Source organism: Limibacterium fermenti, from assembly GCF_041902845.1.
GTDB classification, from domain to species: domain Bacteria; phylum Bacteroidota; class Bacteroidia; order Bacteroidales; family Dysgonomonadaceae; genus Limibacterium; species Limibacterium fermenti.
The window spans coordinates 4,056,154-4,077,850 of the sequence record NZ_CP159486.1 but is presented as its reverse complement, the minus strand read 5'-3'; the positions used below and the strand labels follow the sequence as shown (position 1 = coordinate 4,077,850).

At 39.6% G+C, this 21,697-nt stretch carries 20 protein-coding genes; 2 read left to right on the top strand and 18 right to left on the bottom strand.

Annotated features, from left to right (window positions below; genetic code table 11):
• The 17 genes from ABNK31_RS17465 to ABNK31_RS17385 form a co-directional block, all read right to left on the bottom strand.
• A complete protein-coding gene (locus tag ABNK31_RS17465; protein ID WP_418893697.1) occupies window positions 1-1,137 on the bottom strand; it encodes a radical SAM protein in 1,137 nt (378 codons plus the stop codon).
• A 211-nt stretch (window positions 1,138-1,348) separates the two neighbouring features.
• Entirely contained in the window at window positions 1,349-3,727 is a 2,379-nt protein-coding gene (locus ABNK31_RS17460) for an outer membrane beta-barrel protein (RefSeq protein ID WP_418893696.1), read from the bottom strand.
• Between the two features lie 91 nt (window positions 3,728-3,818).
• Window positions 3,819-4,013, bottom strand: coding sequence for a hypothetical protein (locus ABNK31_RS17455; protein WP_418893695.1), 195 nt, complete (start codon window positions 4,011-4,013; stop codon window positions 3,819-3,821).
• Window positions 4,014-4,721: 708 nt separating this feature from the next.
• Window positions 4,722-4,877, bottom strand: coding sequence for a hypothetical protein (locus ABNK31_RS17450; RefSeq protein WP_418893694.1), 156 nt, complete (start codon window positions 4,875-4,877; stop codon window positions 4,722-4,724).
• Window positions 4,878-5,032: 155 nt separating this feature from the next.
• On the bottom strand, window positions 5,033-5,122 hold the full coding sequence (locus ABNK31_RS17445) for a cysteine peptidase family C39 domain-containing protein (protein ID WP_418893693.1): 90 nt from the start codon (window positions 5,120-5,122) through the stop codon (window positions 5,033-5,035).
• Between the two features lie 11 nt (window positions 5,123-5,133).
• Window positions 5,134-7,740: a carboxypeptidase-like regulatory domain-containing protein gene (locus ABNK31_RS17440; RefSeq protein ID WP_418893692.1), complete on the bottom strand. Its 2,607-nt coding sequence runs from the start codon at window positions 7,738-7,740 to the stop codon at window positions 5,134-5,136.
• 24 nt (window positions 7,741-7,764) lie between these two features.
• Window positions 7,765-9,411, bottom strand: coding sequence for a cysteine peptidase family C39 domain-containing protein (locus tag ABNK31_RS17435; RefSeq protein WP_418893691.1), 1,647 nt, complete (start codon window positions 9,409-9,411; stop codon window positions 7,765-7,767).
• Entirely contained in the window at window positions 9,411-10,244 is an 834-nt protein-coding gene (locus tag ABNK31_RS17430; RefSeq protein WP_418893690.1) for a GLPGLI family protein, read from the bottom strand. Before ABNK31_RS17430 ends, ABNK31_RS17435 begins: the two co-directional genes overlap by 1 nt.
• 72 nt (window positions 10,245-10,316) lie before the next feature.
• A complete protein-coding gene (locus tag ABNK31_RS17425) occupies window positions 10,317-10,478 on the bottom strand; it encodes a hypothetical protein (protein ID WP_418893689.1) in 162 nt (53 codons plus the stop codon).
• 279 nt (window positions 10,479-10,757) lie between these two features.
• Window positions 10,758-11,555, bottom strand: a complete 798-nt coding sequence (locus ABNK31_RS17420) for a GLPGLI family protein (RefSeq protein WP_418893688.1) — start codon at window positions 11,553-11,555, stop codon at window positions 10,758-10,760.
• A gap of 58 nt (window positions 11,556-11,613) precedes the next feature.
• On the bottom strand, window positions 11,614-12,468 hold the full coding sequence (locus ABNK31_RS17415; protein WP_418893687.1) for a GLPGLI family protein: 855 nt from the start codon (window positions 12,466-12,468) through the stop codon (window positions 11,614-11,616).
• A 68-nt stretch (window positions 12,469-12,536) separates the two neighbouring features.
• A complete protein-coding gene (locus ABNK31_RS17410) occupies window positions 12,537-12,713 on the bottom strand; it encodes a hypothetical protein (protein ID WP_418893686.1) in 177 nt (58 codons plus the stop codon).
• A 735-nt stretch (window positions 12,714-13,448) separates the two neighbouring features.
• Window positions 13,449-13,919: a hypothetical protein gene (locus ABNK31_RS17405; RefSeq protein ID WP_321579730.1), complete on the bottom strand. Its 471-nt coding sequence runs from the start codon at window positions 13,917-13,919 to the stop codon at window positions 13,449-13,451.
• Window positions 13,920-13,981: 62 nt separating this feature from the next.
• A complete protein-coding gene (locus tag ABNK31_RS17400; protein ID WP_418893685.1) occupies window positions 13,982-16,594 on the bottom strand; it encodes a carboxypeptidase-like regulatory domain-containing protein in 2,613 nt (870 codons plus the stop codon).
• Window positions 16,591-17,460 (bottom strand): GLPGLI family protein, encoded by an 870-nt coding sequence (locus ABNK31_RS17395; protein ID WP_418893684.1) that lies wholly within the window; start codon window positions 17,458-17,460, stop codon window positions 16,591-16,593. Before ABNK31_RS17395 ends, ABNK31_RS17400 begins: the two co-directional genes overlap by 4 nt.
• A 938-nt stretch (window positions 17,461-18,398) precedes the next feature.
• Complete coding sequence (locus tag ABNK31_RS17390; RefSeq protein ID WP_321579729.1) at window positions 18,399-18,869, bottom strand: hypothetical protein; 471 nt, start codon at window positions 18,867-18,869, stop codon at window positions 18,399-18,401.
• 110 nt (window positions 18,870-18,979) lie between these two features.
• On the bottom strand, window positions 18,980-19,135 hold the full coding sequence (locus ABNK31_RS17385) for a hypothetical protein (RefSeq protein WP_418893683.1): 156 nt from the start codon (window positions 19,133-19,135) through the stop codon (window positions 18,980-18,982).
• 296 nt (window positions 19,136-19,431) lie between these two features.
• Between ABNK31_RS17385 and ABNK31_RS17380 the strand changes: the two genes are divergently transcribed.
• Window positions 19,432-20,769 carry a sensor histidine kinase gene (locus ABNK31_RS17380; RefSeq protein WP_418893682.1) on the top strand — a complete coding sequence of 446 codons (1,338 nt, stop codon included), beginning with the start codon at window positions 19,432-19,434 and terminating at the stop codon, window positions 20,767-20,769.
• A 20-nt stretch (window positions 20,770-20,789) separates the two neighbouring features.
• Window positions 20,790-21,503, top strand: coding sequence for a response regulator transcription factor (locus tag ABNK31_RS17375; protein ID WP_418893681.1), 714 nt, complete (start codon window positions 20,790-20,792; stop codon window positions 21,501-21,503).
• Here ABNK31_RS17375 and ABNK31_RS17370 read toward each other — a convergent pair.
• Complete coding sequence (locus ABNK31_RS17370; protein ID WP_418893680.1) at window positions 21,488-21,667, bottom strand: FeoB-associated Cys-rich membrane protein; 180 nt, start codon at window positions 21,665-21,667, stop codon at window positions 21,488-21,490. The two genes, ABNK31_RS17375 and ABNK31_RS17370, sit on opposite strands and share 16 nt — an antisense overlap.
• Window positions 21,668-21,697 lie beyond the last annotated feature (30 nt).

Below are 21,697 nucleotides of genomic sequence, written 5' to 3'. Positions count from 1 at the left end.
TTATAATTTATTGCTGTTTCCCAATGAATAACGAACTTCAAAATCAAGAGTTAAGTAATCTTCCAAAGAAGTGTCTATCACATTTAGTGAGCAAATGTCATCAATATTTCCCCATCCTTTTTCAATTTGTTTTTGGCTGCAAGGCCCCATACATTGAGGCAGCATTACGCATTTTAGGCATTTGTCATTTTCAAAAGTTTGCCTTGACAAGCGTTTAATTAAATCAACTTCATTCCATTCTATCCTTCCATCTGGGAGAAGTTTTCCTTCAGCAGTATTCGGAGTCAAGTTTCTTCCATTACATCGATAAACTAATCCATTATAATTGATTACAGCATAATTATACACTTCTGCCGGACAAGAAACGTGCCTAAGTCCAAAAATTCCGTGTCCTACCCTAAATCCTGCTTTCAAAAATTTCACGATTGTTTGTTTGAGTTCATCTACTTGTTCCTTATTGACAGAGTTTTTAGTTTGCCAAACACGTTCCAGATGAATAGATATTTTACTTTTATCTAACTTTGAAATCTCATCAATAATTTCGTCCGTATATTTCAACGTTTGATTATCATAGTTAAGGCGTAAAGTAATTATACGGGGAACAAGAGAATTTTCAGAAGAAATATTATCAGAAATCAATTGTAATGCTGAAATGATTTTTTCAAAGGTCGGATAATTATCCGTCTTGCCAATTCTTACTTTATCATGTTTTTGCTTATTGCCATCAAGAGTTATTTGAAATAAGGGGTTGAAAGGTTTTAACTTTAAGACTACATCTTCAGTTATTAATGATCCATTTGTAACAAAAAAGGGGTAAAAAGAAATCCCAGCTTTACTACACAATTCATTCACTTGTTTAAGTAAAGGATAAACAGTGGCATCAAAAAAAAGTAATGGTTCTCCCCCAAAAAAGGTAAGATGTAAAGAATCAATTTCTTTTCTCTCAATTTTATTTGCAATATGTTTTACTGTCGCATTCATCACATCTTTTGAAATACAGGTGTTCTTCACATGAGTTTCATAACAATACCAACATTTCAAATTGCAATCTTGAGTCGGATATATCATTAGAAAATAGTTTCGATTTGCAAAAGTTTGCCTTCGATTTGCAAGTCGAATAGCTCCAAGTTCGTCCATCTCGTCGTTAATTATAAAACCAGACTGCCTAAAACTATCAAAAACAGATGGACATATATTTTTGAAAATATCTAAATCTTCGTTTTCAAATATTTCATGTGCCTTATGAGAAACAATTACATAATTATCAGTAAATGTATTGTAACTTAGGACACATTTATTTTTTGAAAAAACACATTGTAATTACTTTTTTTTCATTTTTCGATTGGATTTAATTTGTTCTTGATTTTTCTTGTTCATTGCTAGATTGGATATGCTGAAATTTTTTAGCCTTTCCTTTACTAAAAGAGTAAGACAATGTAAATGCAAAAAATGGCAATTTGCTATAATACGTTTGTTTTTGAGCAATAACACTGGGCGTTTCATTTCTTGATCCCATTTTTTGGTTATAAAGCATTCTTTGTGCTTCCACTTTCACACTCAATCTATCTTTGAAAAATGATTTATAAACAGCCATATTTAGTAAATGATATGGATAACTTTCTGAATAACCATTTTTTGATCGTGAAATATAGCGGTATAGAATTTCTCCACGGATATTTCCGGGTATATAGAATGTGTGTTGGGAAAACAAATCATAACTGAAAACTGAAAATATTGGCAACATCACAGCTTGATAACAACTGTGGTTTATATTTAATTGATTTAGAGCACTCCACCATGATGTTATGTTTACAGGTATATACGCATTGAAATTAAAATTATTCGTTTTTACGCCATCTACATACGAAGATATAATTATAGATTCATTATTGATTGTTTCATTTTTATTAAATGCGCTTATGGCATTGTTACTCCATCGGTACGATAATGAAAAATAATATTTTCCCTTGTAATTATAGTTTATCCCAATATTATTTATGATGTTAGGACTTAACAGCGGATTTCCTTCTACTATGTTGTATCTGGAGGTATAATAACGTTTCGGAAGTAGTTGCAAATAATTAATCCTTTGTATTCTTTGAGTATAGGAAAATCCCAACTTATTCTTATCATTTAGATTATAGTTAAAATAAAATGATGGGAATAGATTGCTTTTCTCTTCTGTTGATCTGACATTTTCGATCTGGCTAAAGGTATATTCTCCTCTTAAGCCTCCAATAAAACTCCACCGGGTTTTACTTATATTATATTGGATAAAAGTTGAAATAAGTTTTTCATTATATTCATATTTATAACCTATTGAATTATCTATTATCCATTCATCTGACAATTCCTCATAACTAGTTAAGATATTATTAACAAATGAATTGCTGTATTTTATTCCGGTCGTTAAAATACTTTTTGAAGTAACGGAATGATGGTAATTAATTTCTGTAGAAAGCATTTGAAAAGGGCTCTCCTGATCATTAAGAATATCTTCTGTTAAAATAAGATTATCCTGTAAATCATAATTATGATAATTATAATAGCTCTTGGAATTATATTTGTACTGATTAACATAATCGGAAAGAAAGGTAATTTTTTTCGTTCCCGTAGAATCCAACAATAAATCATAGTTGACCGTAAATGAATAATTGTTCATATTTTGTAAATCTTTTTGGTCGATTACTGTTTGCCATATTGCTGATTTATTTTCACCATTTATATTTGTTTCACCGGTAATACATTCATCTTTAGCCCAATATAAATAATTGACATTAAAAGCTATATTATTTTTTCTATTAATTTTATAAAACAAATCAACGTTTAGAGAATAGTTTTTATCGAAAATCGTATCTTTTAATTCTGTTTCGTATTCAATTTCCTGTTGAATATCTTTAGCATAATTATTTGAAAGGAGCAACCATTTTGATTTCTCTCCGTTTAATGAAACATTGGCTCCAAAGTCTCCTTTGTAATATTGTAACGAAAGAAAAGGAGAGATTCCTGCGAAACGTTGTATATCTGTTTTTGTACTGATCGTTCCACTTATGCCTTCATCTATATTTTTTTTGGTAATAATACGGATTATTCCATTTCCTTCTGCTTCATACATTGCCGAGGGCCTTTGAATCACTTCTATCCTACTAATATTTTCTGATCGGAATGAACTCAAATATCTCATCAGAGATGCTCCTGAGAGTCTGATAGGACGATCGTCAATAATGACCTGCACTCCAGACAACCCATTAATTAAAATACCTCCGTCAGAAGTAACCCATACCCCGGGGAGCTGTTGCAAAAGGGACTCGATCGTATTGCCTTTTGCAGCCAAGCTATTTTCTATTTTTATATCGAAACGATCGTTTTTGAAAGTCACTTTTGGGCGAATAACTTTTATCGAGACCTCTCCTAAATTTGCATCATTTTCCTGTAACGTAATGGTTTGCCTCGATTCATCTGTTAAGTATCGTGTTTTATATCCGATAAATGATATTTTTAAAAAATTATTTGCTATTTTTTTTGCAGTGAGTGTAAACGCTCCATTATTGTCGGTTATTGTTCCGGTTATTAATGCAGAGTCAGGTAATGAATGTAGCGTTACATTGGCAAACTCAAGTGGTAGTCCATTATTATTTATTATTTTACCCTGAATAATATTATCTTGGGAATTTATATTTAATGAACACCAGAAAAGTAAGTATATTAAAAGTGTAAATTTATTCATACCAGTTAACGATTTTGTATAGGATAGGATTATAAACACAAATGTAGGAAAAGAAAATCAAAATATTCTTTTCCTACATTTGTTCGAATGATTAAACTAAAACGGGATTCGTTGGTTTTACTGGCTTACTACATCCCGAGCAACCACCTCCACAACCGGCTCCACAGCCGACACCACAGCCCATAATTTCATTATTTCCTCCCTTGATTTCAATCAAATCATCATTTGAAAGAAATATATTATCAAGAGATAGTATTAAGTCTATAGATTCTTTGCTTGATTTCATATTGTTTAAATATTTGGTTTTTTTCTACTCGTCACGCTTTTCGAACTCCTCGCCCATTGTTTGAAACAGCTTCCCGGCAACACACCGGTTGGGATTGCTGCGCCGCCTACTATTTTTTATCTTCGCTTCAGCGACTTGCGGACAATTTGTATAAATACAGATTTTCCGCTTGTCTCTCAATTTCTAAACAGGAAAAATCCTGTTTTTCCTGTTTAGGCTGCGACCGTCGAAATTGAGAAAAACGGCTGCAGCCGGATGTGTCCAAGTTGTTTTTGCCGAGGAGGTGTAAGAAGGTATTATGTTTCAACAAACAACATGGGAAGGAATTTCCCGGCGTAGGTTTCTTCGCTAAGCAACATGTAGGTAAAAAGAAAGGAATTTCTCCTGAAACCGGACGACAAATGTTCTCCGTCCGGAAACCTCCTCTGATTTTCCGTAACGGGAAGAAACGCAACATCCGCCTCAGGCATCCGGTTATCTTCCACCTCAATATTCCTATCCTTATTTTTACCTTCATCCGTAAACTTGCTTTTATCAAAAAAACTGTCATTCCGTGTTGAATGCATTCTCAACAGGGGGATTGCGAGTCAAACCCGCAATGACGAACCCTTTTTTATGTCTCGTGAACATTCCGTTATGTCTTCTGCCCATTAATTTATCCCTCAGACGGTTTTGAGCCGTTTAGCAGAATTTCTCTATAACTCAGAATTACTTTAATACGGCTACCGGCTTCAATCCATGCGGGGTAACAATATAAGGTACTCCATCGATAATGACAATAATCGAATTATCTTCATCTTCTTTTTCAGTTCCTGAAGAACCGCCTTTTACCGAGTTCAGCTGTTGTGCATTGAATACTTCCATTGTTTTGGTTATTAATTGTGAATAATAGTATACGCTGCAATATTAGGAAGAGTTTTCGGAACGTTATATAATCGCAACATAATCTCTTCATCGAAAGAATCGATATATAGTATAGGCGAAATCTATATACCGCAGAGATAAAGGGAAGCTATCCATTAGTTACGCCCGTAATGCCGGGCGATCATGCTCAGGCACGCCGGGCCGCAGTCCATTGCATCGGGTTGGCGGGTGAAGGGAAAAGACATAATTTTTCTACTTAAAATCGAAAAAAGACACTTGCCAGAAAATTACGCGGACGTATACGGTATTCTCTCACCATACTCGTCAAACCGTCAAAAAGCGTATATGCATATATGCGTTGATTAAAAATATTCGTGACGGACAGATTCAACTCCCACCCGCCCCTAAAGCTATAGGTAAATGCGGCATCGGAAAGGAAAAAGTGTTTGGAAACATCAGCGGTAATTTCATTATAGTAATGTTCTCCCACAAGTTCTAACGACCACGTTTTGAAAGGGGTTATATGGCACGTTAATTTTTGAGAAAGATTTGTATAGGAAGATTCTGTTTCGCTGTTTGTTAAACTCAGCCGGTTGCGCGAAAACTCCAATTCATACACAAAGCCGCCCCAATCGGAAAAACGGGAATTTATCTTCGGGGAGACTGTCCATAAATCCGAAGAATAGGGCGTCTCAATACCGTTTTGAAACATGGAAGCTCCGGAAAACAGATAAGACGACCGTACCGACACCATGCCCCTGATGGCATCGATTCCTTTGCTCACATTGCCGTTCAACATCCAGACATCGGAATAATGGGGCTGAGAAATATAGGTATACAGGATGAAATCATCTATAAAAGAACGGTCGGAGATACGCGGGGAGTAACTCCAAGAGCGCATCACGGAGGCATTGGCAAAAAATGCTTTCAACGGGTTTTTATACGATGTGCTTAAAGTCAGGGACTTTTGGGTGCCCGTTTCATAATCGATCAATCCCCGTGCAAGACTACGGTAATTTTGCAGGATTACTCCTTCATAAAAGGACTGTTCTTCTACGGGACTCTGTGACAGACGTCCCGAAACGGAGGCCGACAACCGCGAAGTAACATGATATCGCATATATAGTCCGGGGGAGAGTAAAAAACGGGAAGTCGGTTCTTTTTCTTCCGTGAGACGATTCCGGTATTGATAAGAGAGAAAGGAAACAGGCATATCGAATTTCGCTTCGAATCCGCCGTTTTTATATTCCACCTCCGGCGATGCATAGAGATTCAGATAGCGCACCGACAAGTCATTATCCAATCGGCCAATCGTATCGGACACCCCGGTAAGAGTACTTTCCAAAGACCGCGCAACTCCTATTATCCCCAGCTTCAGGGAAACAGTAAATGGCTTCAGGTAAAAAGCCAGCGAGGTATTCGTATTCGTGTAAAAAGCCGAAGACAAGACCTGCTGTTCCTGTGCCTCTCCGTCCCTTGTCACCGTTAAATCCTGTGGCTTGGTTTGATACAAATTGAATGAGTGAATCGTGTAAGCCTGTTTCCCAGTGCGCTTCAACAGTTCCAAATCATTGGCTATGCTACGGTATGTAAGGGAAGCCGATTGCCGGTTGGAATAGGTTCCCGCAATGTCGATATCCGTATCATTCCACCGGAGATCGGTAGAGAGTTTATTTTTGAAATAATAAGACGAGGTGTTTGCCGAAAGGGTTACGTCGCCCGACAACCGGTTTTGGCGGTTATATCCATGTTCGGTTTTCTCCTCCGTCAGTATTGAATCCTGCAAGAAATAAGCAGTTACCGAAGAATTATCGGACGTAAGCCGGGTGTTGGTGTAAGTGATTTGAGAAGTAAGGTCATAATTCTTCCCCAGCGACCAGAGGTTATTAGTACTCATCATGTGGGTCTTGTTAAAGCGCGTACGTTCGGCATCGAGCTCCGCAAGAGAGCCGGGGGAGACATTGACATTGTCCGCGAGACGGTAATTCTTGGAGAATTGACTGAGTATTTCATCGATGGAAAACGACTGCGTTTCGCGTATCAAGTCCTCGCCGGTATTATTCGTTTTATAGGTGTTCAGCGTTTGCGCATTTTTCTTGAAGCGCATAAGGGCCAGTTCTATATTCCAGAGAAACGGGCTTAAGCCAGCACCGGCTTTGACGGTACCCACCCATCGGGCTTTGGCATCTTCTTTTAAGCGGATATTGATTGCCGGATTCTGAGAGAACGAAATATCTTCCAACGCCTTTAACGGTTGATGGTTTTCCATCACTTCCACGCTGCCCACATCCTGTTGCTGTACGTTTTGCGTTGCCAAGCCATAACGCCCGCCCAACAAATCTTTTCCTTCGATATAGAATTTATTAATCGACACTCCGTTGAATTTGATTTCGCCGCTCTTTTCCACTTCAATACCCGGCATTTTCTTCAACACATCTGCCAGGGATTTATCCCGTGCATCCGCAAAACTCGAGACTACATAACGTATCGTATCGCCACGTTGATGGATGCCAGGTGCTTTCACGATCACCTCTTTCAATTCCGTCGCCTGTTCGCTCAATTGCACATCGTACACCTGCCGATTCGTTTCGAGCGTTACGCTTTGAGCGGCAAAATTCATCAGGGAGAAATGCAGGGTATGCTCCGCGGGAAAGGACTCGAAAGATATTTCGTAGCGGCCCTCTACGGAAGTACGGGTAAACTGAATGATTTTGTTTTCCTTCGAGCGCACTGTCACCAGAACGCCGGGCAATGGTTCGCCCGAACTCTTTTCGGTTACCAACCCCGAAATCATAACCGGCTGGCTGTAACTTACGACTATTGTAAAGAGATAAACGATTATACCGATGACATACTTCCTCATATATTTTCTCCTTTTTTTACACTATTACACGGTAAGCTGCTGTAATAAATTCAGGTCCGTCATTAAGAACGGGATATCTATAACTGAATATCCCTGTGGCAATTCGTAATGATTCATCCAAATCGCCGGAACTTTTTTTATATTCGACTTGCTATTTTCTTCACATTGGAAATAGAAATCAGCAACCGTTTCGTTCGATATTTCCTGTAATGAATAAATCGATGAAAATTTCTCTATGGATTGTTCGGAGTACCAATCTCTTATAATTTCTAACTTTTTTTCATCGGAATTTATATTTCTGCATACTTCTATTAAATATAAGGGGATATGATTTATTTCTTTGTATTCATGACTTTTCACGCCATCGAAACGTATATTCCATGAAAAGTGATTAGGAAATTTTTCACGCATATCCATAAGTGCAGTTACCAGTCTTTTACACGGAGTACACAAGGGGTTGAGCAATGTCGTGATGCAGATTTTCGAATCGGAATTTCCGATGGATATCACCCCATTATTTTTAGAAAAAGAAGTTCGCTCGTGATGTTTGAATAATGTAGCAAGAATAAATGGATCCCTTTTAAATCTCAGAGCATTGATTTTATCTGTAAAATGTGTTGAATGCTCTCGGAGAAACTCTTTAAAGGAAAGTAAAACCATAACGCTGACAGCCAATGAAAAAAGCAGCAGGGACAATATAGTCATAAATGGAACGGTAAGTGTGATTTTTAAAGGGAATATAACAACCAAGAAAACTTCCAGAACAATCACACCCATTATACTGAGGCATAAAGGGCACCATTTCTTGACAACAAATCCTTGATAACCGATAGAAAAGGAGATAAAAGGAATACAGCAAACAGATAAGCAAAAAAGAAAGGTGATAACACTATCAACGAGTCCGGAATATACACTTACTATCAGTAAAATGAATCCCGTGCAGAAATAAACGAATCCCACATCAGCTAAAGTCACGCTTTTTACTATCTTCGAAGCTTTTGAATGAAGTACTTGATCGCAATCAAAGGATGCTTTGCTGTGACAAAAGCTGTCTATGGAAGGGGAAAAGCTACCGGACTCCTGATTGAGCAGATTTATAGACAGCCATATACCCACCATTTTCAGTACGCAGAGATTGAATGCATATAGTATTTCCGTGGAATCATAACGATTATTCTGAAATTCGAAAAGAAAGAGGCTTGATAACGCCAATAAGGTTAAACCATATACACCACCCAATCTATTCGTTATTTTTGACTGATTTATTTTCCGTTGACGTTGCGGCAAGCCTTTTTCAGCTAAAATAAGCACACCACTCCAACGGGCACAAAATTCATCTTTTATGATTTCTTTTATTTGGTAAGTAATGGCATCGAAACATATCACTTTATTGGCCGTTACTTTTTTCACCAAAACAAACTTTCCAGTGTCATTTTCTTTCAGATGAACAATTGCAGGCGATTCAGTTTTTTCAAGACCCCTGAAATCTGCTTTATATGCCTTTGTTTCCAACCCAAAATACAGGCACGTCTGTACAATCGACAAAACCGAAGGAAATGAAGGAGACGACAGTAACACCAACGCCACTTCTTTTTCCCGGTATGGAACATCGTATATCCTAAGGAAATGAGTTAATAAAGTGACTAAATATCTATTTTCGTTTTCATTCATTATTTGTAATCCCGTTCTATCAAATCATATCGCATAACATTCTGCGGATAGCCGCCGCTTAAATCGATGCCTGTTTCCATTTCGATATAACTGCTTAAATCCATCAGGTACCTCTTTTCGGTTTTCAGGAATGTATTACGAGTTGTCTGCTCATATTTTCCTCTATCTGTAAAATAAGTAAAGACAATAGGAATATCTTTTCTTCTTTCCAGACCGATAATTGTGAAATGGTATTGACTTCCCTTATCATATACTTCCATGATTAAACCGGGTAATCCTCCAAATTTCCACGGGCCATCACTTACCGGAATATCAGCAGCAAACCATGCCGTCCATTGTCTGCCCCTGAAATCACATTCCGCCATTTGACACAGATAATCCAATACGGTTTTAGTACTATCCGAAATCTGCCAATTTTGAGCGTGCAATTTATCCTCATATCTATAATATTGAGTCGAAATTCCATCAGTGACTGTCATTTTCCCTTTCGGATAGTTCTTATAAACATACGTCTTCATCCGCTTATAGGGAATTCCTTCAAAAATCCCAAGATTCAAGTAATCTTTAACTGCTTTTTTCGTCAATATTCTCCTTTTATTTTTGCCGTCAGGCGCTGCATCCAATGAGTCAGATTGGGAGGTATAATAACTATAACATTTTGAGAGGTTACTTCCGATTTGTAATATCAACAAATCATCTCTTACAACATTTTTCAATGTATCGAATTGCCAGATATACTTATACTGGCATTGTAAATAGCTTCTATCTAACAATTCCTGCGATTGACTTTCAGTAATGAATATAATACTTAATAAAGAAGTTAAATATTTCATTTTAATCAACATAAGTGCACCCAATTTCTCTTAAAGGAAAGAGAGGATTTTCCTCTCTTTCACAATTTCACATTAACAATGTTTTGCGTAAGCTGATGATGCAGAATGTTTTTTTCCATCACTCCATCCGCCCCAATTGTCTTCCATTAATTGATCGAGAATGGCACAATACTCTTCTGCTGATATACCACCTTTGATTTCACTCATTTCTTGATAATCTAATTGTTCTAACATAGTTATAATGTTATTGATTCTTTTCGATTAATCGGAAAGAAAGGTTCATAATTTATTGATTCATCCTTTGTTTAGTTCTATACAGCCGTCGGCTGTACCGCCTACTAGTTACTTTTCTTCGCTTTCGAGCTGCTTCCGGTAAAATCATTTTCCCATCGCGTAGGATATTGAGTTCACCGTGTTTTCATTATCTTTGCAGCGCCTTTTCTTGTCATTTAGTGAAACATCCGGGTTACACCCGTCTTCGATCAATTATTTTGCTTTCTGGCGAGGGAAGGCTTATTTATAATCACGTTCTATCAAATCATAATATACAGGCTTGTCTTTTCCGAATGATACGCCTGTTTCAGCCTCCATAAACCCGGAGGTATTAACAAGACTTCGCATATAAGCTTTTAAGAATTCTTTTCGATCTATTTCTTTATAAGATGTATTTATTTCCATCGGTGAAGTAAACAAAATAGGCTCCTGTTTCATGTTCTCTATACCAATAATCGTAAAAGCGTATTGTTTGCCTCTATCTGAAACATCCATGATTAAACCGGGCAATCCACCGAATTTCCAAGGTCCGTCACTTACCGGAATATCTGCTGTGAACCAAGCTGTCCAATCCCTTCCCCGGAAATGACAAGTAGCCATTTGACAGGAATAGTCCAATATAGTCTTGATACTATCTGTTATCGTCCAGTTTTGGGCATTTAATGTATCGGAGTATAACACATGATCTCTGCCCACCGCATCAGTTACGGTAACTTGCCCTGAGGGATAATTTTTATACACATATGTGGTAGATCGCTTTCGGGGAAAACTATTCAGAAATTGCGCTCTATTCCGGTGTATTTGAAAATTTCTCAGTGATTGATTGAACATTTCTTTCCATTTTTTCTCCCCATCCGGTGTTTTCGACAACGAATCATTTTGGTATGTATAATAACTATAACTCTTCGAAATGTTCTTGCCGACTTGCAGTACAAGTAAGTCTTCACGAACAGTTTGTTCCAACGTATCATTCATATAAGTGTGATGATACATACATTTTAAGAAGCATGATCCAATACTTTTTCTTGAGAAAAACAAAATAAAGGGAGTATCGCTCCCGCTAAAACACAAATGATAATCCGTTTCATAGCATAATTTATTTATAATCCCGTTCTAAAAAGTCATATAATACCCGCCGAGGTCCTTTATCCAAATATCTTTTCTTTTTTCCTTTCCATATCACATCGTTTATCAAATCAATTTCTTTTCGTGATTTTCCTTTCAGATATTCCATGTAGGCTTTCAGGTATTCGTGCCGGGTAGTTTTTATATAGGGCTCATTATCGTAATTGTAAAAAGTTACCGGGGTAAGGTTATCCTTTTGAATGGATGCAATCACATAATGATAATCCTTATTTTTATCGTACGCTTCCAAAATCAAACCCGGCAGGCCCTTCAACTTCCATGGCCCATCGTCATAAGGAATATCGGCAGTGAACCATGCGAAATAGGTTCTCCCTCTGAAATCGCAACGTGCCAATCCACAGGAATAGTCCAGAATCCGTTTCAAGGAATCTTCTAAAATTGTCCATTGTTGGGGCGCCAATTCTTCTTCGTATACAAAACCGACAATCATATCTTTATTCATAACTGTAAGTTTTCCTTCGGGATAATTTTTGTAAATGTAATCATGCGTGGTGCGTACGTAGGGACCTTTCGTGAAGTTTCCCGAATTGAGCGTTTCAATTGAAAGTTTCATGGCGAATTCCGTATCTTCCGCCCAGAGGGAATCATTATAAAAAGTGTGCCTGCTGAAGAACTGTGAAACATTTTTTCCGATACGCAATACCATATCATCCTCTACCGGTTTGGACTTATATAGAGTGTCCTTTTGCAGCACAAACGAATAGATGCATTCCAACTCAGCATCTTCTAAAATAATATTTTGAGAAAGGACTGAACTAAAAAAAAAGAATAAACTAGCAAATAATAAAAGAACAAATTTCATCATTGTCTATCGATTTAATACAATCTACTCCTCTTAATTAAATTTTAAAAGGAGTAGATAAAAATCAATTTTTAGTTCATACAGTAGCTTTCATAGAGTTCACCCCATCGATCCCATTGTTTATCAGTCCAATCTTTTCCAACTGTATTGGCTTGTTCTTGCAGAACATTGCAATAAACATCGTAAACTCCTTCCTCGTATCCACCTTTGATATCACTCATTTCTTCTAAATTCAATTCTTCTAACATATTTGTAAAGTTATTGATTCTTCCCGATTAATTGGAAAGAAAGGTTCATAATTTATTGATTTATTCTACGTTTAATTCTATACAGCCCGTCGGCTATACTTCCTTACTCGCTACTTTCTTCGCTTTTGGGCAGCTTCCGGTAAAATTAGTTTGCCATCGCGTGGGAGATTGACTTTACCGTGTTTTGATTGTCTTTGCAGCGCCTTTTCTTGTCATTTAGTGAAACATCCGGGTACACCCGTCTTCGATCAATTGTTTTTGCTTCCTGGCGAGGGAAAAAGCCCCTCCGGCTTCCCCCAAAAGGGGAGAGGAGGTTCGGCGGTTTCTGAGACCGTTTTTACCATATATCTTTTATCGATTCTATTGAGACTATTGATTAGGTTGTCACATCTTCTATCTGTTACAGAATGTTTCTAAACCATTCGAATATGTCTCGCCAACATTCCGTTATGTCTTCTGCCCATTAATGTATGTCCGGCAGACACTCCTGTATGTCTTTCAGCCATTATTATATGTCTCTGAGTCATTATGGAATGTCATCGAGCCATTATTGTAGGTGTTTGAGTCATTCATTTATGTCTCCGGCACATAACGGAATGGCTAATTGTCATTATTGAATGGCTCCGAGACACTCCATTATGCGTGTGAGACATTCCGTAATGGCCCGGAGACGCTCCGTAACGGGCAGGCGATACTCGCTTATGTGATCTACCCGCACGGATAGGATGCCGTCTCTTATTTTTTCGTTTCGGACGTCTTGCCGCGGTTCCTTTTGAAGAACACAGACATTGCCTCGTAAAACACGCTTAGCCCCGGCACCTTGTCCTTGTGCTGCTTGACGGCCGTGTACACCTCGAACGCGGCATTGATGGTGTCGCCACCGACGGCCATCACCGACTTTTTCAATCCTTCGCTGATCTCTTCCGCTTGGAGGGAAAGGGGTTGAAGCGTTTTGTAAAGCGTATAATCCTTGTCGAACTCCGCTGCATTAAACACTGCCGGCAGAATTTCGGGGTGGGTGTCGACTACTTCCTTGGCCAGTTCGAGGAACGGCTGGTAGTTGTTTCCCACTTTAAATACCCCGCTCACTTCCGTGCTTTGCATCGTGGAAAGGAACGGTAACTTCGTGTTGATTGTCGCAAAAGCTTCGCGAACTTCTTCCGCATCTTCACCAGAGAGCGTTGCAGAGATCAGATTCAAATCCATACTTAATCTAATTGTTCTAACGTATTTATAAAGTTATTATTTTTTCCAATTAATTTGTATTCTTAGTATTTAAAACTCGCTGTCAAGATTACCGACATTGGCCTGATAGCGTATCTGTACATATAGGTTTCCAATCCGTTAAAAAATGAATAGGCATATTCTTTTTTATTGAACAGGTTATTCCACGACAAGTCAAAATCGACGTTCTCCAGTTTATAACTCGCCGCTATATTTGCCAGAAATATATCAACCGACGTATCTTTCCCTATTTCGTTATAGGTATGTTCAAGTTGTAAATTGAAACTGAGTTTTTTCGAAAGCGAAACGTAAGTCTTGAATTGTTGACCAATTTGAGTGAAACTCGACTGATAAGATGTGCCGGAGCCTTTTATTAACGAAGCAGTTTCAACCCAATTGCACCGATACACGAAAGTCAACCAATCGGAAAGTTTTGTATTTCCACTGATTGTTGTCCTTAAGGTATTGACCTCCATCGGATAAAGAACATCTTGTTGGAAACGGGATAGTTGAGAAGAATGATAGTCGCTCGTTAATCCGATATTGGTTTTGATATGGCTGAAATATTTGCCCAAATAAAACCGTCCCATCCATATATTTGTCCGATTGTCTTTTAGGATCTCACTGTTTATATACACTTCACCGACAAAACGACGGGCTGCGGTTTTATTACTTTCCGAGGGGATATATGCTGCCGCAGCATTGATGAATAAATTATTCAGCGGATTCTTGTAATTCAGGCTTAGCGACAAGGTATGGCTTTTACGCAAACTGATTACTCCCGATGAAATGAAGTAATTACGGTAATTTTTCATAGTGTAACTATCCAGATAATCCATATAATCGCCGGTATTCTGCAGGTAATGATAAGCTATGCGGGAGGAGAAAAAAGGATGGAAAGTCCGGCTATAACTTATTCGCGCATTGTACAAAAAATAATGGGTGGTTTGGGTACCGTCACTTTTCCTTTTGTTGTCATAACCGATGGATTGATAACGGAAAGGAAGGGTAAGTTCCAGCTTGCTTTTTTCAGTTTTGTACGTATATGCGGGTGACAATTCGAATATTAATGCGGTTGATTGGAAGTCAGAAGCCAGGCTGTCGGTTACGAGTGAAGATACGAGGTCTGTCCCGACAGTATTCAGCGAAGCCTCCATCAATGCATTTAAGCGGATACTCGACCGGCCCCAAAACCACGAGTAATAGCTGCTATTGCGGGTGAAAAAGCCGTACAAATCAATATTCTGCCGGCTTATGGCATTATCCCTGTAAACTGTCAACGCCTCGGGTTGATTGGTAAAGGAAACATAGGAATTGATATTCCAAAGCCGGTCGCCCCACTTGCGCAAGTACTTCAATTCATTCCGGAAAGATGTCGTAGGGGTGTGAAAATCCTGCTCTACGCTGTCGCTGTAAGTAAAAACAGACGAGTGGTTCTCCGATTGTTTTATCTTCCAGTTGAATGCGTTTTCCAAAAAATACGAAGAGCTGTTGTCGGTATACGTAAGCGTTCCCGAAAAGAGTTGTTGTTTCTTTTTTAATGCATTATCCTCGATCACAATCAACGTGCTGTCGGGCAGAAAATATTCGCTCCTCAGGGAGCTGTTTTCATGCTGAACATCGTTCAAATAATTGATATTTATACGGAACTGGCGGTCAGCCCCCGTTTTCCATAAATTATTGACCGAAGCAAGATGGGTTTTATTGAATAAATACCGCTCTTGTTCTATTGGCGGATTACCGGATTCGGAAGGAAGCAATAAGTCTTTCTCTAATCCGGAGGAGGGGTCCTGCAAATCTTGCATGGAAAGCGTTTGCTCATTCAATTCCATTCCTATGTCCAAACCCGTATTGTTTGTCTTATACATGGCTATGGTTTGCCGCTTTTTTGTCGCAAGCAGGGTAAAGACTTCTAACAACCAATTCCATTCATCGGATTTTCCGCCCCCCGCTCTTACGCCTCCCACGGGACGCGCCTTTTTGTCATCCCTCAATTTCAGGTTTATCGCTGCTTGGGCACTGCTGATCATTCCTTTTATCGACTGTACGGGTTGGTGGTTTTCAATAACCTCCACATTGAGGACGGCATCGACAGGAACGTTATTGGTAGCAATTCCGTATTTGTTTTCCAATAAATCAAGCCCTTCAATATAAAACTTATTAATCGGTTCACCCTGGTATGCAATTCCCCCGCCTGGCTTCACTTCGATGCCGGGCATCTTTTTCAGCACATCGCCAATGGTCCTGTCTCCGGCTGTTTTAAACGCACTCACGCTGTAGGCCAGGGTGTCTTCCTTGATGGTTATGGGAGTCGCTTTTATGGTTACTTCCTTCAGTTCGATGGCGGAAGGATTTAATGCAACAAGTACTTCCTGTGTTTTATTCTCTATCGATAGAGAGTAGTCCGAATATCCTAACATCCGGCATACCAGCCGGAATGTATTCGATTGGCTGTTTACCGATAGCATGAAGTCCCCTTTACGGTCAGATACACCATACGACAGTACTTCGTTACTCTCGTCCACGATACTGATAACGGCGCCTTCCACCGGATTTTTGCTTTCCGCATCCGATATATTTCCTCTTATCGCCGTTTGAGATACGGCGATAAACGGGAAAAAGAACAACGGAAACAGTAATCTATACCGGCCACTCATTCATCAGTCAATTCTATCGGGTTGTACGGGCGGGATTGAATGTTATCCGGCAAACCGCCTTGCACAACGCCAGATGCCTGTATGGTTCCGCCCGGATTATCGTAAAAGTTCTTTAGCGCTTTGTTGAAGCGGGCTTTTGTCGTATTTATATAGGTCTGGTCTAAAATGTATATAGGAACGATTCCCCGTGCTTTTTCTATGGCGACTCCCTCAAAGGTGTAATGCCCCCGGTCATCTTCCACTTTGAGTATCAATCCCGGCAAGCCCCAAAACTTCCACGGGCCTTCGCTGACGGCTATTTCCGGAGCATACCAAGCCGTGTAATGGCGCCCGCGAAAAGAGGTTGTCGCTTTCCGACACTCATATCCGCATACGGTTAAATTACCCGGCTCCATTTTCCACTCAGGCTTTTCCCTATCTTCAATATATTTATAGGTAGTACTCAATGGTACTCTGTCTAAAACCGTGATTTTTCCTGCCGGATAATTCTTAAAAACATTCAAAGGAGTAGTTCCCTTTAAAAGAGGCAACAATTTATTGGTTGATTCCACCAGGTTTATTTTCTGGGCGGCATGTACCTCACGTAAGGAATCTCCTCGCAACACAAAAAAATCTGAAAACTTTGAGATGTTTAGCCCTATTTGTAAGAGCATCAAATTGTCTTTCTTTTTATCGGGCTTATTCGCATCGGTTACACTCAGCATTCTGTATTGGACCTGAAGCACACAAGTATCCAACCTAATTCTTTTTGAAACGGTCATGAGCGTCTGCATCACTTCCGGAGAGGCAGAAGTTATTTGTTGGGAAAAAAGACTCCCCACAACACAAAATAACAGAAGTATTACGAACAGATATGACTTACTCATTTTGTTTTATATTTATAGGGTGTGTCAAAAACGTTGATTAAGAATATAGACATGTATATGTATCGTATATAGAAGTCTTTATTTGTCCAATAAAAAACACTTTGGACATACCCTTATTTTATAATTTCATTAACTGCAAAGGATATCATCCAATTCCAGGAGATAGCTTTGGTACTGTTCGGGGGATAGATTCCCAAAATCTGTCTGCGTCTGAGCACCGCAACTCGCTGTAAAATTAAAAGAAGCGAAAGATGCTAAAGTAATACATAATGCAGCAAAAGTAATGATTAATTTCTTTCTCATAAATTTATTTATTTGGATATTATTTCTACTCTTCACGCTTTTCGAAATATTCGCGCCCATTTTGATACAGTTTCCCGGCAACACACCGGTTGGGATTGCTGCGCCGCCTACTATTTTTGTCTTGCTTCAGCGACTTGCGGACAATTTGTATAAATACAGATTTTCCGCTTGTCTCTCAATTTCTAAACAGGAAAAATCCTGTTTTTCCTGTTTAGGCTGCGACCGTCGAAATTGAGAAAAACGGCTGCAGCCGGATGTGTCCAAGTTGTTTTTGCCGAGGAGGCATAAGAATGTGTTACGCTTCAACGAATGACAAAAGAAGAAATTTCCCGAAGCGATGTTTTTCTCTAAGCGAAATTCCGGCAAAAGAAACGGCATTCTATCCTTAACGGGACAGTAAACCTTTTCCGACGGGAAACCAAACAGGATTTCCCGTAACGGAAAGAAATGTAGCATTTGCCTCAGGCATCCGGTTATTTTCTCCCTTAGTATTCTTATTTTTGTTTTCATCTTCATCCGTATATCCCTGTAATTTAATGTATCAAAAAACGGCATTCCGCTCGAAAGTGGCTTGAGAACACTCTGTACTATCCTGCCGCTTGTGTTATCACCGCACATAGAAGCGCAAAAAAGCCTTATTTTCCCGTCTCATCCTTTTTGCTCCGGGTTCTTTTGAAGAATGCGAACATCGCCTCGTAAAGCACGCTTAGCCCCGGCACCTTGTCCTTATGCTGCTTAACGGCGGAGTATACCTCCAACGCGGCATTAATGGTGTCGCCACCGACGGCCATCACCGACTTCTTCAACCCTTCGCTTACCTCTTCCGCTTCAATAGAAAGCGGTTGAATCGTCTTGTAAAGCGTATAATCCTTGCCGAACTCGTCCTTATTGAATACCGCAGGCAGAATTTCGGGATGGGTATCGACCACCTCTTTGGCCAATTCGAGGAACGGCTGGTAGTTGTTTCCCACTTTAAATACCCCGCTCACTTCCGCGCTTTGCATCGTGGAAAGGAACGGCAACTTCGTGTTGATCGTCGCAAAAGCCTTGCGAACTTCTTCCGCATCTTCACCAGAGAGCATTGCAGAGATCAGATTTAAATCCATAATCGTTTTGTTTTTTTGCCTTTTGGCGTAATTATTCGCACTTCATGAATTATTATTTTATCCGTCAAACGGTTTTGAGCCGTTTAGCGGAATCTCTCCAAAATTGAGGATTACTTTAGTACCACTACCGGCTTCAATCCATGCGGGGTAACAATATAGGGTACTCCATCGATAATGACAATAATCGAATTATCTTCATCTTCTTTTTCAGTTCCTGAAGAACCGCCTTTTACCGAGTTCAGCTGTTGTGCATTGAATACTTCCATTGTTTTGATTATTAATTGTGAATAATAGTATACGCTGCAATATTAGGAAGAGTTTTCGGAACGTTATATAATCGCAACATAATCTCTTCATCGAAAGAATCGATATATAATATAGACAAAATCTATATATTGTAAAGCTAAAGGGAAGCTGCCTACATTAGAGGAAATTTTCGCAAAGGATTTTCAATTGCTATTTTATTGAAGAATACTTTTTTACATCAGCACAATTTTGCTACTTTTGCTTAGAAACTGTTTTGATTTTTTTTCGGAGGAGAAATAAGAAGAAAAAATTTATTATGATGAAACGGAGAATGACACCTTATATTTTTGCTTCTGCACTCGCCTTGGCGGTTTTAATAGGCTCACAGGCGATATGGATAGGTAATGCCGTTCATCAAAAGAAAGAAAATAAAAAGGAGGAATTTGAAAAGGCGTTCAACCAATCGGTTTCTTCTTCTGCATTCTCTCTTCGGTCGTCGCAACCTTATGTCCATGCAGCCCGTCTCGATTCCATTCCTGAGAAAGATAAATCCCATCCTGAGAAAATCATAGACCTGGGAAAAATAAACAGTTACAGTAACGCCCCGATATTGATAGAAAATGCGTTTATCCTGATGCAGATACGATCGGGTAAATTTTCTCTGGCACGCATGGATTCTTTACTGCGCGCTCACACCGAAGAAATGGGCAAAACGGTGTCGGGAAGCCTTCTGCTTTATTCCAACGAAGATGTGGTGATCGACAGCATTTCCTACTCATTACCTATCGTCGAAAAAGCATTATCGGCGCGTTACACGGCAGAAAGGATAATCGCCTATCCCGGAGCACGCTACATACTGCGCGCCGAATATGGTATCGCAGAACAAGGCCCTTTGCGGAATATGGGTATAGCGACACTTATATCCCTTTGCGCTTCTGTAATTATTATCGGTGTGCTCCTTATTCTCCTGGCGAAGTTGAAACGCTGGCAGGGGGAGATGACGAACATGGAACGATCGTTCCGCGGCGCTATTCACGACTTGAAATCGCCGCTGGCATACGTGTACCTGACGCTTACGTCCATGGAAGAAAAAGAAACAGATGCTACCAAGAGGGGAGCGCTCTCGCTTAGCGCCGACCGCGTGATTTTTTTGTCTGATAAAATAAAACGGATGTTGCAATCGGGACGAACTATCCAAAAAATCCGGGATAATCAAAAAGAAGAGGTATATGTGTACGATCTGCTGGAACAGATTGAAACTGAAATGCGGGCGGTTTTTCCCGAAAAAAAGATCACGTTTAAAAATCAAGCAGACAGCGAACTCGCCATACGGGTTTCACCGGACTTGTTTGAGGCGGCTTTGCGTACGCTCATAGAGAATGCGGCGAAATACAATGATGACCGTCCCATTGTAACCCTTCACGCGTTTAAGGATAATAACCGCATAAAAATCACGGTCGCCGATAACGGTACAGGTATGACGGGCCGACAGTTGAAGCATCTTTTCTATCCTTATTATACCACCGACAAAAAAGAGGGTAACGGAATCGGAATCTATTATGCTTTTCATATTATCAAAGCGCACGGCGGTACGCTTATGGCGGAAAGTGAGCCGGGCAAAGGCTCGTTGTTTACCATTGCCCTTCCTGAATAAAGATTTAAACAAATCGAACGATGAAGACGAAGCCAAAAATAAATGTACTGCTTATAGACGATGATAAGATACTGGGCGCTCAACTTGTAAGAGAATTGAATGAACGCGGCTATGAGACCCGCTATTTCCCGTCGGTTGAAAGAATCACCGAAAACATCCGTAGCTTGCAGCCGGATGTATTGGTACTGGATGTCATGCTCGGAAAGCAAAACGGCATCGAGATGGGCCGCAACCTGTATGAGATTTTTCCCACATTACCTATTATTTTTATATCGTCGTACCACGAAGAACCTCTGAAAGAAAAAGGATTACACGCAGGAGGGGTGGCTTATCTCGATAAACCGCTATCCGTAAGACTCCTGGCAGCGCATATCGACCGGTTTGCCCGCCAACGAGACGGCAGATATAAGGAAGACGACGGGGCGCCGGAACGTATCGGCAATATGTTACTGGACAACCGGAACAGGGCTATTATAACCGAAGATGGGATAATCAAAGAATTGCGCCCGATGGACTATGTGTTATTGAAAAAACTGACGGCGAACCTTGATCGGGTTGTTTCCCGTGAAGAATTATTTTATGCGGCATGGGAAGGCAACACCGAATCATACAACGAAAACAGCCTGAATAATTACATCCGCCGCCTACGGGTTTTACTGGCTGAAAATACAAATCTGAAAATCACACTGCAAAAAGGAAATGGTTATAAATTGAGCATTCACCTGCTTTCATGATGTGCCGGTGAGCGTAACTCTTTCTTCACCTCTCCGCAACTGGGGCATCCGCCGCAATAAGAAGAGTCATCCCTCTTGACAAAGAAAAACTTATAAATTTCGTATCCGACCTTAGCCACGACTGCGAGGCCAATCAGGCCAACCACTATCCATTGTATATTCATATTTTCAAAACACGTTAAAAGGATAAATGT